General features: G+C 69.9%; 12 protein-coding genes. 10 read left to right on the top strand and 2 right to left on the bottom strand.

Annotated features, from left to right (window positions below):
- The first annotated feature begins 309 nt into the window (after positions 1-309).
- The 4 genes from tcuC (at position 310) to ACWTPI_RS08685 (ending at position 3,930) form a co-directional block, all read left to right on the top strand.
- Positions 310-1,611 carry a tricarballylate/proton symporter TcuC gene (gene tcuC, locus ACWTPI_RS08700; RefSeq protein ID WP_454731430.1) on the top strand — a complete coding sequence of 434 codons (1,302 nt, stop codon included), beginning with the start codon at positions 310-312 and terminating at the stop codon, positions 1,609-1,611.
- Between the two features lie 330 nt (positions 1,612-1,941).
- Positions 1,942-2,490 (top strand): peroxiredoxin, encoded by a 549-nt coding sequence (locus tag ACWTPI_RS08695; protein WP_454731429.1) that lies wholly within the window; start codon positions 1,942-1,944, stop codon positions 2,488-2,490.
- A gap of 140 nt (positions 2,491-2,630) precedes the next feature.
- A complete protein-coding gene (locus ACWTPI_RS08690) occupies positions 2,631-3,152 on the top strand; it encodes a carboxymuconolactone decarboxylase family protein (RefSeq protein WP_020201244.1) in 522 nt (173 codons plus the stop codon).
- Positions 3,153-3,360: 208 nt separating this feature from the next.
- Positions 3,361-3,930, top strand: a complete 570-nt coding sequence (locus tag ACWTPI_RS08685) for a GNAT family N-acetyltransferase (protein WP_020201243.1) — start codon at positions 3,361-3,363, stop codon at positions 3,928-3,930.
- Positions 3,931-3,965: 35 nt separating this feature from the next.
- Here the strand turns inward: ACWTPI_RS08685 and ispF are convergent, their stop codons facing one another.
- Together ispF and ispD are read right to left on the bottom strand one after the other, a co-directional pair.
- Positions 3,966-4,475, bottom strand: coding sequence for a 2-C-methyl-D-erythritol 2,4-cyclodiphosphate synthase (gene ispF / locus ACWTPI_RS08680; protein WP_020201242.1), 510 nt, complete (start codon positions 4,473-4,475; stop codon positions 3,966-3,968).
- A gap of 47 nt (positions 4,476-4,522) precedes the next feature.
- A complete protein-coding gene (ispD, locus tag ACWTPI_RS08675) occupies positions 4,523-5,287 on the bottom strand; it encodes a 2-C-methyl-D-erythritol 4-phosphate cytidylyltransferase (protein ID WP_020201241.1) in 765 nt (254 codons plus the stop codon).
- Positions 5,288-5,851: 564 nt separating this feature from the next.
- Between ispD and mfd the strand changes: the two genes are divergently transcribed.
- The 6 genes from mfd to ACWTPI_RS08645 all read left to right on the top strand — a co-directional run bounded on the left by mfd (position 5,852) and on the right by ACWTPI_RS08645 (position 14,135).
- Positions 5,852-9,316, top strand: coding sequence for a transcription-repair coupling factor (gene mfd / locus ACWTPI_RS08670; protein ID WP_454731428.1), 3,465 nt, complete (start codon positions 5,852-5,854; stop codon positions 9,314-9,316).
- 131 nt (positions 9,317-9,447) lie between these two features.
- Complete coding sequence (argE, locus tag ACWTPI_RS08665) at positions 9,448-10,653, top strand: acetylornithine deacetylase (protein WP_454731427.1); 1,206 nt, start codon at positions 9,448-9,450, stop codon at positions 10,651-10,653.
- Positions 10,654-10,786: 133 nt separating this feature from the next.
- A complete protein-coding gene (gene serB, locus ACWTPI_RS08660; RefSeq protein WP_020201238.1) occupies positions 10,787-11,641 on the top strand; it encodes a phosphoserine phosphatase SerB in 855 nt (284 codons plus the stop codon).
- Between the two features lie 220 nt (positions 11,642-11,861).
- Complete coding sequence (locus ACWTPI_RS08655) at positions 11,862-12,161, top strand: hypothetical protein (RefSeq protein WP_081651315.1); 300 nt, start codon at positions 11,862-11,864, stop codon at positions 12,159-12,161.
- Positions 12,158-12,469: a hypothetical protein gene (locus tag ACWTPI_RS08650; protein WP_020201237.1), complete on the top strand. Its 312-nt coding sequence runs from the start codon at positions 12,158-12,160 to the stop codon at positions 12,467-12,469. Before ACWTPI_RS08655 ends, ACWTPI_RS08650 begins: the two co-directional genes overlap by 4 nt.
- A gap of 22 nt (positions 12,470-12,491) precedes the next feature.
- On the top strand, positions 12,492-14,135 hold the full coding sequence (locus tag ACWTPI_RS08645) for a PepSY-associated TM helix domain-containing protein (RefSeq protein ID WP_454731426.1): 1,644 nt from the start codon (positions 12,492-12,494) through the stop codon (positions 14,133-14,135).
- The last annotated feature ends 2 nt before the right edge of the window (positions 14,136-14,137 follow it).

Genomic DNA, 14,137 nt, shown 5'->3' with positions numbered 1-14,137 from the left:
CCGTGCCCCGCGCGGGCATCGCGAAATGGCCTTCCGCATTTCCGCCCCAGCCCTGCGCCCGGAAAGTTCGCCGCAAGTGCCCCTCCCCACACCCGCGCCGGCGACTGACAGGTTTTCGACAGCCGCTGATATCAATTTGAAAGGCCTTTGACAGCGGATTGACAGCGCCCCGGCGCAAACTCCCGCCATCAGCCGGACCGCCGCCCACGGCACCGCGCAGCCACGTGCGCGGCCTCCCCGCAAGGCTGACAGAAACCACCACAATCAAGCTGCCGGGACTGACCGGCGGCGCCTGCGAGAGACAGCCACATGTCAAGCTCCACGTCCCAGCAGCACGGGTTCCGTACCGTGTTCCGCGTTGTCAGCGGCAACTTCCTGGAAATGTACGATTTCATGGTGTACGGCTTCTACGCCGCCGCCATCGCCAGGACGTTCTTCCCGAGCGGCAACGAATTCGCTTCCCTGATGCTTTCGCTCGCGACCTTCGGCGCGGGCTTCCTGATGCGCCCGCTCGGCGCGATCGTGCTGGGCGCCTACATCGACCACCACGGCCGCCGCAAGGGCCTGATCCTGACGCTGGTGCTGATGGCGTGCGGCACCCTGCTGATCGCCTGCGTGCCGGGTTATGCCTCGATCGGCGTGGCCGCGCCGCTGCTGGTGCTGGCCGGGCGCCTGCTGCAGGGCTTTTCCGCCGGCGTCGAGCTCGGCGGCGTGTCGGTCTACCTGGCGGAAATCGCCCAGCCCGGCAAGAAGGGCTTCTACGTGGCCTGGCAGTCGGCCAGCCAGCAGGTCGCGGTGATCTTCGCCGGTCTGCTGGGCGTGGCGCTGCACGCGCTGCTGTCGCCCGAGCAGATGGGCGAATGGGGCTGGCGCGTGCCGTTCGTGATCGGCTGCCTGATCGTGCCGTTCCTGTTCCTGATCCGCCGCTCGCTGGAAGAGACCGAGGAATTCAAGGCGCGCAAGCACCGCCCGAGCGTGGGCGAGATCTACCGCTCGATGGCCGCCAACTGGCGCATCATCGTGGCCGGCTGCCTGCTGGTGGTGATGACCACGGTGTCGTTCTACATGATCACGGCCTACACGCCGACCTTCGGCAAGACCGTGCTCAAGCTCGACGACGTGGACAACCTGATCGTCACCATGTGCATCGGCCTGTCCAACTTCATCTGGCTGCCGCTGATGGGCGCCGTGTCGGACCGCGTGGGCCGCAAGCCGATGCTGATCCTGTTCACCGTCCTCACGCTGGCCACGGCCTATCCGGCGGTATCGTGGCTGGTGGCCGAGCCGTCGTTCGGCCGCCTGCTGATGGTGGAGCTGTGGCTGTCCTTCCTGTACGGCGGCTATAACGGCGCGATGGTGGTGGCGCTGACCGAAGTGATGCCGCCGGCGGTGCGCACGGCCGGCTTCTCGCTGGCGTACAGCCTCGCCACGGCACTGTTCGGCGGCTTCACGCCGGCGATCTCCACCTACCTGATCCACAGCACCGGCAACAAGGCCGCGCCCGGCCTGTGGCTGATGTTCGCCGCCGCGTGCGGGCTGGCCGCCACGCTGACGATCTTCCGCGCCGGCCGGCAGCAGGCCTGCGTGGAAGCGGCCGGCAAGGCCGCCTGAACACGGCCGCCATGCGGCACCGGCGCGCCGGCCGCGCGCCGGTGGAGTAGACTTCCGATGCCGGCCGGCCTGGCCTGCGCGATGCCCCTGCATGGCACGCGCGGCGCGTGTCCCGGCTGACATGGCGCCGCAACATGCGGCGGCCACCATCGTTGGCCGGTGCGCATGGCCGGTGCGCGCAGGCGCCACCCCGGCTATCGGGCTCTTTGAGATTTTCAATTAGCCCGGCCTCCGGGGATGACGCATAATCCATGTTCGTTGCGCTGCTGTTCTGCCCCCCGGCGGATGGCGGCGCGAGCGTCTCTCTTCAACCGCATCCAGGAGCAGTCTATGAAGACCGTTGGTGACAAGATCGAAGCCTTCCACGTCGTCGGTGTCAAGCCGGGTTTCAACAACCATGAAGAGAATGGCCAGTCGGCATTCGAAGACATCACCGAGAAGTCGTTCGAAGGCAAGTGGAAGATCATTTACTTCTACCCGAAGGACTTCACCTTCGTGTGCCCGACCGAAATCGTTACCTTCGCCAAGCTCAACGGCGACTTCGCCGACCGCGACGCGATCGTGCTGGGCGGCTCGACCGACAACGAATTCGTGAAGCTGGCATGGCGCCGTGAACACAAGGACCTGAACAAGCTGGACCAATGGCAGTTCGCCGACGTGACCGGCTCGCTGATCGACCAGCTCGGCGTGCGTGACCACGCCGCCGGCGTCGCCCTGCGCGCCACCTTCATCGTCGACCCGGACAACGTGATCCAGCACGTGTCGGTGAACAACCTGAACGTCGGCCGCAACCCGGACGAAGTCCTGCGTATCCTGGACGGCCTGCAAACGGACGAACTGTGCCCGTGCAACCGCGCCGTTGGCGGCGCCACGCTGTAAGCTTCAGTACGGCTTGCATGCAGCGCAAACTGCCGGCACCAAGAGGCCGGCGGTTTGCGGCGATCTGCGCGCGGGCTGCGGCCCGCGTCTCGAAACCCGCCCCGGCGGGTTTTTTGAGCCCCTACCGATAGGAGATTTGTATGGAATTCATCAGCACGATTAAGGGCCTGATTCCCGACTACGCCAAGGACATCCGCCTGAACCTCGACGGCACCATCGCGCGCTCCTCGCTCGAGGGCAACGATGCCGTGGCCGTGGCCCTGGCCGCCGCCTTCGCCGCCAAGAGCCGCGTGCTCGTCGACACGATCCGCAACTCCGGCGTGCTGTCGCCCGAGGAAACCAACGCGGTGCTGACCGCCGCCGCGCTGATGGGCATGAACAACGTCTGGTATCCGTACATCGAGATGGCCGACGACCCCGATCTGGCCAGCCAGCCCGCGGGCCTGCGCATGAACGCGTACGCCACGCACGGCGGCGTGGACAAGCGCCGCTTCGAGATGTACGCGCTGGCCGCGTCCATCGTCGGCAAGTGCCATTTCTGCGTCAAGTCGCACTACCAGCTGCTCAAGAACGAGCAGGGCATGACCGCGCAGCAACTGCGCGACGTGGGCCGCATCGCCGCCGTGATCGTGGCGGCCGCCAACGTGATCGCCGCGGAATAAACTCCCCGCAAAACGCCCCCGCAGCTCGCCACGGGCGGGAAGGCAGGCGCCTTCCCGCCATGTTGGCCACCGCATCGGCCAACATGACGGCCATCATGACGGCCACCGCACCGGCGCCTGTTGCCGGCGCGCCAAGTCGGTAATTCACTGACTGCTTTTGTGCTCCGAAGGGCCTACAATCCAGCAAGGTCACAGCCTTCGCCCCACCATGAGCACCCTGCCTTCGCATACTTCCCCGCGCTTTCGCTACCGTCTCGCCGCCGTGCACGACTGGGGCGACATCGCCGCCGTGACCCAGCAGGCCTACGGGCAGTATGAGCTGGAGATCATGGAGGACTGCCGCGCGTCGTTCCAGCAGGGCATGAAGTCCGTGCTGGCGGCGAACACCTCGGAAATGGAATGGTGGGTGGCGGAGACCGATCACGGCGTCAGCGGCGCCGTGCTGTTCTGCCATCCCGGCGCGACCGTGCCGGTGCTCGACGGCAGCACCGTCACGCTGGCCCTGCCCGAGGCGCGGCTGCTGGCGGTCAGCCCGCAGGCGCGCGGGCTGGGCCTGGGGCGCACGCTGATGCAGGTCTGCATCCAGCGCACGCGCGACATCGGCGCCGGCGCGCTGCTGGTGCGCACCATGCCCGAGATGAAATCCGCCAACCGCCTGTGCCAGCAGATGGGCTTCGTCAAGCGCACCGAGGCCGGCGCGCGCGCGGGCGCGATGGCCCGCCTGATCGACTACGTCTACGCGGTGCCGCCCGAAGGCGCGGCGGCGCCCAAGGGCTGAGCGCGCGCGTCGCTCCTCCGTTTTCCCTCGATCCTTCAGTCCTGCTGCTGCGTGATCGTGCCGCGCCAGATCAGCACCACCGCCTGCGCCACGATGCCTTCCTGGCGCCCCTCGAAGCCGAGCTTCTCGTTGGTCTTGGCCTTGACGTTGCAGCTCGCGGGCGGCAGCCCGAGGTCCTCGGCCAGGTTGGCCACCATGCCGCCGACGTGCGGCGCCAGCTTCGGCGCCTGCGCGATCACCGTCGCGTCCACGTTGCCGATCTCGTAGCCGGCCTCGCGCACGCGCCGGGCCGCCTCGCGCAGCAGCACGCGGCTGTCGGCGCCGGCGAAGCGCGCGTCGGTGTCGGGGAAATGGCGGCCGATGTCGCCCAGGCCGGCCGCGCCGAACAGCGCGTCGGTGATGGCGTGGAGCAGCGCGTCCGCGTCGGAGTGGCCCAGCAGGCCGCGGTCGTGGGGAATGTCCACGCCGCCCAGGATGAGCTTGCGCCCGGGCACCAGGGCATGTACGTCGTAGCCTTGGCCGACACGGATATCGAATGGGGTCATGGAAGCGTCACTCCTTCAGGGACAGGGGTTCGAATGGGCAAGGCGGATCAGGACCGCGCGGCGGCGTCGCCCAGCAGCAGCTCGGCCAGCGCGAAGTCTTCCGGATACGTCACCTTGAAGTTGCGCAGCGAGCCGTTCACCAGGCGCGGATGCAGGCCCAGCCGCTCGATGGCGCTGGCCTCGTCCGTCACCACCGCGCCGGCCGCCAGCGCTTCCTGCAGGGCCTGGCGCAGCACGCCGATGCGGAACATCTGCGGCGTCTGCGCCTGCCACAGGCCTTCGCGCGGCACGGTGGCGCCGATGCGCACCGCCGCGCCCTGGCCCGGCGCGTCGCTGGCGCGCTTGAGCGTGTCGGGCACGGGGATCGCGAGGATGCCGCCGATGGCGGCGTCGGGGCCGTCTTCCTCACCGCCCTCGCCTTCCACCGCGCGCACCAGCGCGTGGATCATGGCGGGCGTCAGGCCGGGGCGCGCGGCATCGTGCACCAGCACCCAGTCGCGCTCGGTGGCGCCGAGCTGCGCCAGGTGATGCAGGCCCGCCAGCACCGAGGCGTGGCGCGTGTCGCCGCCCACGAAGGCGGTATCGAAGCGCAGCCCGGCAAACGTGCCGGCGCCGAAGCGCGACTCCAGCGGCATGTCGTCCGGCGCCAGCACCAGCGCGGTCGCGCTGACGGCATCGCAGGCGGCGAAGGCAGCCAGCGCGTACCAGATCATCGGCCGGCCGGCCACGGTCTGGTATTGCTTGGGCAGGCTGCCGCCGGCGCGGCTGCCGGTACCGGCACAGGGAATCAGGGCAAAGCGGCGGACGGACACGGATGGCGCAAGGAAACGAAGTGGGTGCGCGGGGCACGGGACGCGCGGCAAGGCCAGCGGATGCTGGCCGCCGGGGGGAAGGCGGGCAAACGCGGCTCCTGATGCGCAGCTCTTGGAACGGCTGTTGAAACGTGGATTCGGTGCGCATTCTATAATACGGCCTTCGCTCGCGGACAAACGGGCGATGAAAGCACAATGCCGAAGCGCGCCGCCGCCCGCTTCGGCACGGGTTGCATGCAGCGACACCCCGCCCGCGATGCCGGCGGGGTGTCGCTGCTGCGCGGCCCGCGCTTTCTCGTTCGTCTTGCCGCCGTCCTGCGTTCGTTTCGCGTTCGTTGTGTGGCCCGCCGCGTGCCCGCCGTGCGTTGTGCGTGGCGCCGCATGCGTGCGTCACATGTGTCCACTAACGTGCCCATGCCACCGATGCGCGACGATACGCGACGATACGCGCGCGTTTGCTCGATTGCCCGATTGCCCGCGCCCTGCCGCCCCGGTGTCCCGGTGTCCGTTTGCCGAATGCCCGCCGCAGCAAGGCCTCCGCACCCAACCGCCAGTCCGTACCTGATGCCCGAAGCCAATCGTCCCGTCCCTTTCGCCAGCCTGCCCTTGGTCAAGGCCGGCCAGCGCCACACCATCGCCGGCCTGCCGGGCTCCGCCGACGCGCTGGCGCTGGCCGCCTACGCGCGCCAGCACCGCGCGCGCGTGCCGATGCTGGCGGTGGTCTGCGCCAACGCGACCGACGCGCAGCGGCTGGCCGACGAGATCCCGTGGTTCGCGCCGGAGCTGCGCGTGCGCCTGCTGCCGGACTGGGAAACGCTGCCCTACGACAGCTTCTCGCCGCACCAGGACCTGGTCTCCGAGCGGCTGGCCACGCTGCACGACATCCAGGGCGGCCAGTGCGACATCATGCTGGTGCCAGCGCAGACCGTGCTCTACCGGCTGGCGCCGCCGGCCTTCCTGGCGGCCTACACCTTCTTCTTCAAGCAGGGCGAGCGGCTCGACGAAAACGCGCTCAAGGCGCAGTTCACGCTGGCCGGCTACGAGCACGTCAGCGCGGTGATGCGCCCCGGCGAGTACAGCGTGCGCGGCGGGCTGATCGACCTCTATCCGATGGGCTCCACGCTGCCCTACCGCATCGACCTGTTCGGCGACGAGATCGAGACCATCCGCGCGTTCGACCCCGACACGCAGCGCAGCCTCTACCCGGTCAAGGAAGTGCGCCTGCTGCCGGGCCGCGAATTCCCGCTCGACGAAGCCGCGCGCACCGCCTTCCGCGGCCGCTGGCGCGAGCTGTTCGAGGGCGACCCGACCAAGTCGCCGATCTACAAGGACATCGGCAACGGCGTGCCGTCGGCCGGCATCGAGTACTACCTGCCGCTGTTCTTCGAGCAGACCGCGACCGCCTTCGACTACCTGCCGGCGGGCAGCCAGCTTGCTTTCGTGGGCGACGTGCCCGACGCCATCCGCCGCTTCTGGGCCGACACCACGCAGCGCTACAACTTCATGCGGCACGACCGCGAGCGCCCGCTGCTCACGCCGGCCACGCTGTTCCTCTCCGACGAGCAGTTCTTCACCGCCGCCAAGCCGCTCGCGCGCCTGGTGCTGCAGGCGACCAACGACAACACCGCCGCCGCGCCGCTGGCCGAGGCCCTGCCCGACGTCTCGGTCAACCGCCGCGCCGAAGACCCGCTGGTCAACCTCGAGGCGCTGCTGCTCAGGAAGGACCGGCGCGTGCTGATGTGCGCCGACTCCGCCGGCCGGCGCGAGACGCTGATGCAGCTGTTCGGCGAGAGCGGTCTGCGCCCGCTGCCGGTGGACGACTTCGCCGCGTTCCTGGCCGGCGACTCGCATTTCTCCATCGCGGTGGCGCCGCTGCAGAGCGGCTTCGCGCTGCCGGCCGCCGACGGCGGCGCGCCGCTGGCCTTCGTCACCGAGGCCGAGCTCTACGCCGGCGTGGCGCGCCGCACCGGACGGCGCAAGCAGGAACAGGCCAGCGCGGTCGATTCGATGGTGCGCGACCTGGCCGAGCTCAAGATCGGCGACCCGGTGGTGCACAGCGAGCACGGCATCGGCCGCTACCAGGGGCTGGTGACGCTGGACCTGGGCCAGGGCAACGAGGAATTCCTGCACCTGGACTACGAGAAAGGCAGCAAGCTCTACGTGCCGGTGCACCAGCTGCACGTGATCTCGCGCTACTCCGGCGCCGACCCCGACACCGCGCCGCTGCACTCGCTCGGCTCCGGCCAGTGGGAGCGCGCCAAGCGCCGCGCCGCGCAGCAGATCCGCGACACCGCCGCCGAACTGCTCAACCTGTACGCGCGGCGCGCCGCGCGCGAGGGCCATGCGTTCCCGCTCTCTCCCAGGGACTACGAGAAGTTCGCCGAGAGCTTCGGCTTCGAGGAAACGCCGGACCAGGCCGCCGCCATCTCCGCGGTGATCGCCGACATGACCTCGGGCAAGCCGATGGACCGCCTGGTGTGCGGCGACGTGGGCTTCGGCAAGACCGAGGTGGCCTTGCGCGCGGCCTTCGTCGCGGTGATGGGCGGCAAGCAGGTGGCCATGCTGGCGCCCACCACGCTGCTGGCCGAGCAGCATTTCCAGAACCTCTCCGACCGCTTCGCCGAATGGCCGGTGCGCATCGTCGAGCTGTCGCGCTTCAAGACCAGGAAGGAGATCGACGGCGCCATCAAGATGATCAACGACGGCACCGCCGACATCGTCATCGGCACCCACAAGATGCTGTCCGACGACGTGCGCTTCCAGCGCCTGGGCCTGGTCATCATCGACGAGGAACACCGCTTCGGCGTGCGCCAGAAGGAGGCGCTCAAGACGCTGCGCGCCGAGGTCGACGTGCTGACGCTGACCGCCACGCCGATCCCGCGCACGCTGGGCATGGCGCTCGAAGGCCTGCGCGACTTCTCCGTGATCGCCACCGCGCCGCAGAAGCGCCTGGCCATCAAGACCTTCGTGCGGCGCGAGGAAGACGGCGTGCTGCGCGAGGCCATCCTGCGCGAGCTCAAGCGCGGCGGCCAGGTCTACTTCCTGCACAACGAGGTCGAGACCATCGAGAACAAGCGCGCCAAGCTCGCCGAGCTGGTGCCGGAGGCGCGCATCGCGGTGGCGCACGGGCAGATGCACGAGCGCGAACTGGAGCGCGTGATGCGCGATTTCGTCGCGCGGCGCGACAACATCCTGCTGTGCACCACCATCATCGAGACCGGCATCGACGTGCCGACCGCCAACACCATCCTGATCCACCGCGCCGACAAGTTCGGCCTGGCGCAGCTGCACCAGCTGCGCGGGCGGGTCGGGCGCTCGCACCACCAGGCCTACGCCTACATGCTGGTGCACGACGTGGACGGCCTGAGCAAGCTGGCGCAGCGCCGGCTCGAGGCGATCCAGCAGATGGAGGAACTGGGCTCGGGCTTCTACCTCGCCATGCACGACCTGGAGATCCGCGGCGCCGGCGAAGTGCTCGGCGACAAGCAGTCGGGCGAGATCCACGAGATCGGCTTCCAGCTCTACACCGACATGCTCAACGCCGCCGTGAAGGCGCTCAAGGCCGGCAAGGAGCCGGACCTGATGGCGCCGCTGGCGGCCACCACCGAGATCAACCTCGGCACGCCGGCGCTGCTGCCCAGCGACTACTGCACCGACGTGCACGAGCGCCTGTCGCTGTACAAGCGGCTGGCCAACTGCGAGACGGCCGAGCGCGTGGACGACATCCAGGAAGAGCTGATCGACCGCTTCGGCCGCCTGCCGGACCAGGCCCAGGCGCTGATCGAGACGCACCGCCTGCGCATCGCCGCGGTGCCGCTGGGCGTGCGCAAGATCGACGCGAACGAGACCGCCATCAGCATGCAGTTCCTGCCCAACCCGCCCATCGACGCGCTCAGGATCATCGAGCTGGTGCAGAAGAACCGCCACATCAAGCTGGCCGGCCAGGACAAGCTGCGCATCGAGGGCAAGATGGCCGACGTGGCCGTGCGCGCGCAGACCATCAAGCACACCCTGCGGCAACTGGCCTGATCATTGCTCGCTTCCCGGGGCCGCCACGCTGCGGCCCCGGGATGGTGCGCCACGCATGGACCCCGGTCCGCGCGCGGTGTAGCATCACCCGCTTGACACCTTATCCAAAGCCATACCAAAGGCACCCCGCCATGCAAGCCGACACCCTCAGCAAGCCTGCCGACGCCGCCCCCCGCGGCAGCGCCCTCGACTGGATCCAGCGCCTGGTCAGCTACGACACCACCAGCCGCCATTCCAACCTCGGCCTGATCGAGACGGTACGCGACCATTTCCTCGCCAAGGGCCTGCGTCCGCACCTGAGCTACAACCCGCAGAACGACAAGGCCAACCTGTTCGTCACCGTGCCCGCCGCCAACGGCGCCACCGACGGCGGCATCGTGCTGTCCGGCCACACCGACGTGGTGCCGGTGGACGGCCAGAACTGGACCACCGACCCGTTCAAGCCGGTGATGCGCGACGGCCGCCTGTACGGCCGCGGCACCTGCGACATGAAGGGCTTCATCGGCACCAGCCTGGCGCTGCTGCCCACCATCCTGCAGGCCAAGCTGCGCGAGCCGGTGCACTACGCGCTGTCGTTCGACGAGGAAATCGGCTGCATGGGCGCGCCCTACCTGCTGGCCGAGCTGCGCGAGCGCGGCGTGCGCCCGGCCGGCTGCATCGTGGGCGAGCCCACCAGCATGCGCGTGATCGTCGCGCACAAGGGCATCAACGCCTACCGCTGCTGCGTCAAGGGCCAGGCCGCGCATTCGTCGCTCACGCCCAGAGGCGTCAACGCCATCGAATACGCCGCGCGCCTGATCTGCTTCATCCGCGACATCGCCGACGAGTTCAAGGCCAACGGCCCCTACGACCAGGCCTTCGACGTGCCGTTCACCACCGCGCAGACCGGCACCATCCAGGGCGGCATCGCGCTCAACACCATCCCGGCGCTGTGCGAGTTCGTGTTCGAGTTCCGCAACCTGCCCGGGGTCGACCCGGAAGCGATCTTCGCGCGCATCCAGGCCTACGCCAACGACGTGCTGCTGCCGAAGATGCGCGCCGAGCATGCCGACGCGGGCCTGGCCATCAGCAAGATCGCCGCCGCGCCCTCGCTCGACGTGGCCGAGCAGGAAGCCATCACGCAACTGGTGCGCGCGCTGACCGCCGACCGCGACGTCAACAAGGTGGCCTACGGCACCGAGGCCGGCCTGTTCCAGCGCGCCGGCATCCCGGCCGTGGTGTGCGGCCCCGGCGATATCCAGCAGGCCCACAAGCCGGACGAGTACGTCGAGCTGGCGCAGCTCGCCGCGTGCGAATCGTTCCTGCACAAGGTGATCGACAGCCTGCGCGCGAGCTGAGCGGAATCGGCTCCGCGGGGTTGTGGGGCCGGCGGGCGCGCGGAGGTTTACAATACGGGTCCTTGCCGCCACGGCGGCCTGCCATTCCGCATCCAACGCCACCCGGCGCGCCGCGCGCGCCCGCATCCACGCCATGCCCCTGATTCTCCAAAGCCTCGCGCCGATCGGCGCCGCCGACCTCGACGCGCTGCGTTCCCTGGCCCAGGCGCCGCAACTGGCCGCGCGCACCGGCCAGGTCGCCACCGCCGACGACTGCGCGCCGCTCACGCCCGCGCTGCGCGAGGCGCTCGACGCCTTCTGCGGCCCGCGCGCCATCGACTGGGCCATCGTGCCGGCCGGGCGCAGGCTGTCGGACTTCAGGCTGGTGGCGATGGACATGGACTCCACGCTCATCACCATCGAGTGCATCGACGAGATCGCCGATTTCTGCGGCCTCAAGGCCGAGGTCTCGGCCATCACCGAGGCCGCCATGCGCGGCGAGATCACCGATTTCAACGAGAGCCTGCGCCGCCGCGTGGCGCTGCTCAAGGGCCTCGACGCCAGCGTGCTGGAGCGCGTCTACGAAGAGCGCCTGCGCCTGTCGCCGGGCGCCGAGAACATGCTGCGGGCCGTGCAGGCGCTGGGCCTGCGCACGCTGCTGGTGTCGGGCGGCTTCGTGCATTTCACCGACAAGCTCAAGCCGCGGCTGGGCCTCGACTTCACGCGCGCCAACACGCTGGAGATCGTCGGCGGCAAGCTTACCGGCCAGGTGCTCGGCGAGATCGTCAACGCCGACGTGAAGGCCCGCACGGTGCGCGAGGTGTGCGCGCAGATCGGCGCCGATCCGGCCCAGGCCATCGTCATGGGCGACGGTTCCAACGATCTCAAGATGATGGCCGTGGCCGGCCTCTCGGTGGCGTTCCGCGCCAAGCCGGTGGTGCGCGCGCAGGCCAGCGTGGCGTTCAACCACGTCGGGCTCGACGGCTTGCTGCAACTGTTCCCGCACTGATTTCCGCGCGTTGATCCGCCCCGCCCCGGGACGCGCGCAGCCAGCCCTACCCCGGCGCCCGCCGGGGTTTCCCCTCCGTCCCGCCACCTGATCGTCCCTGCCCGCCCGCGCGCAGGGCGCCTTGTCACGCACCGTTGCGGGGCAAATTTCCCTCTCCAGGCTTGCAAGTACAAATCGTAATCATTATCATTTGTCTTTTCCAGAATAATCCCGACCCGCCATGCAAGTGCTCGCCGTGCTGCTTGGGTTGGGCGGCGCCTGTGGTTTTTATCTTGCATCGCCCAACCAGCGCCTTCTTTCTCCCCTGCCATCCGCCGCCACCGCCTGGCTGTGCCGGCTAGCGGCAGTAGCCGTCGCCGTGTCGGCCTGGGCATGGAGCACGGCGCAGGGCTGGCCCTGCGCCATTGCCGCGACGCTGGCCACGGTCGGCACCGGCCTGTCGCTGTGGCCGTTCGCGGGCGCCTGCCTCGATGCGCGGCGCCGGCGCCAGGAGCGGCAACCGGCGGGAGCCGCCCGATGACGGCGGCGAGCCTGCGCGGCGCGCGCAAGCCCCGGCCCGGCATGGGCACCAGGTGGCTGGCCGGCACGCTGCTGGGCCTGCCGCTGTCCGTGGCGCTGTGCGCGCTGTCCGTGATGTGGCTGCCGGGCGGCTGGCAGAGCGGCGCCGTCGGCGCCATGCTGGCGTGCCTGCCGCTGTGGGTGGCCATCATCAGCGCCTCGGTGCTGTTCCGCAGCAGCCTGGCCGCGTGGTCGTGGCTGGCGGCCGGCAACGCGGCCGCGTTCGGCGCGCTGTGGGCCTGGCGCCTGCTGGCGGGCGGCGCGGCATGACCCCGCGCAACAGGAGCGACACATGAAAGCCGCCACGCTGCGCCTTTACCAGACCCTGCATACCTGGGTCGGCCTGATGGCCGGCTGGGCCCTGTTCATCGCCTTCTTCGCCGGGGCCATCACGGTCTTCCACGAGGAACTGCACACGTGGCAGTCGCCGGGACGCGCACTCGCCGACCGCCCGGCGGCGCAGGGCGCCGATCCCGCCGCGCTGGACCATTTCATGCGCGCGCTGGTGGCGGCGCATCCCAGGAGCGCGGAAAGCGCCTACGTCACGCTGCCGACCGTGCACGAGCCCGAGTTCACCGCCTACTGGCTGGACCAGGACGGCAACTGGCAGACCAGCAGCTCCGGCAAGCTCGAAGCCGGCCGGAACACGCCCGGGGACACCTCGCTCGATGCCGAGCACGGCGAGCTGGCGGCGTTCATCGACAGCCTGCACTACACGCTGGGCGTGCCGGTGGCGGGCAACTATTTCATGGGCGCGGTCTCGGTGCTGTACGGCCTGGCGCTGGTGTCCGGCGTGCTGCTGCACCTGCCGCGCCTGAAGGCGGACCTGTTCGCGGTCCGGCCCGGGCGCAACCTCAAGCGCTTCTGGATGGACGCGCACAACGTGATCGGCCTGTTCAGCCTGCCCTTCCATCTCGTGTTCGCCATCACCGGCGCCGTGCTGTGCCTGGCGATGGTGCTGATCACGACGTTCAACGTGCTGGCCTTCGACGGCAAGCTGTTCGAGGCGCTGCCGCGCCTGACCACCGCCTCGCCTGAGTTGAAGGCGGCGGGCCGGCCGGCGCCGATGCTGCCGGCGGCCACGCTGATGGAGGCCGCGCGCGCCAGCGCCGGCGCGCGCTTCACGCCGCTGTCGGTGCGCTACCAGCACTATGGCGACGCCCGCGCGCTGATCGAGATCCGCGGCAACAGCGCGCGCGCGCTCGGCAACTATGGCTCGGTCTCCGTGCACGCCGCCGCCGGCCAGCCCGACAGCGGCCGCGTGCTCGCGGACCAGACCGCCGGGCGGCGCGACGCCAACCACGCCATCTACAGCGCCATCTACGCCCTGCACTTCGGCACCTACGGCGACCTCGCGCTGCGCCTGGTCTACCTGATTGGCGGGCTGGCCGGCGCCTTCCTGTTCTACTCCGGCAACCTGCTGTGGATCGAGTCGCGCCGCAAGACCCGCCAGGTGAATCAGCCGCGCGTGCACCGCCTGCTGGCGCAGGCCACCGTGGGCGTGTGCATCGGCTGCTGCATCGGCGTGGCCGCGGCCTTCTGCGGCGCGCTGGTCTGGCCCGGGCGCGCGGCCGGCTGGCACTACTTCCCGGTATTCTTCGCCGCGCTGGCCTGGGCGCTGCTGCGCGCGCCGGCGCGCGCGGCCATCGAACTGCTGTGGGCCGCCGCGGCCGGCGCCGCGCTGGTGCCGGCGGTCAACGCGGCGATGACCGGCGACTACCTGTGGCAGGCGGCGCTGGCCGGCCACTGGGCCGTGGCCGGTTTCGACTTCGGCGCGCTGGCGCTGGCCTGCGGCTTTGCCGTGCTGGCCCTGGCCACGCGCCGGCGCGCGCGCAACGGGCCGCCGCATTCGGTGTGGGCCCTGCCGGCGCGCGGCGACCCCGCCACCGCGGCCAAGGCGGCCAAGGTGCCGGCGTCGCTGGCCGAGCCGTCCTGAGC

The organism is Cupriavidus ulmosensis (assembly GCF_977008105.1).
The sequence above is the reverse complement of the archived record's forward strand: the minus strand, read 5'-3'. Positions and strand labels throughout refer to the sequence as shown.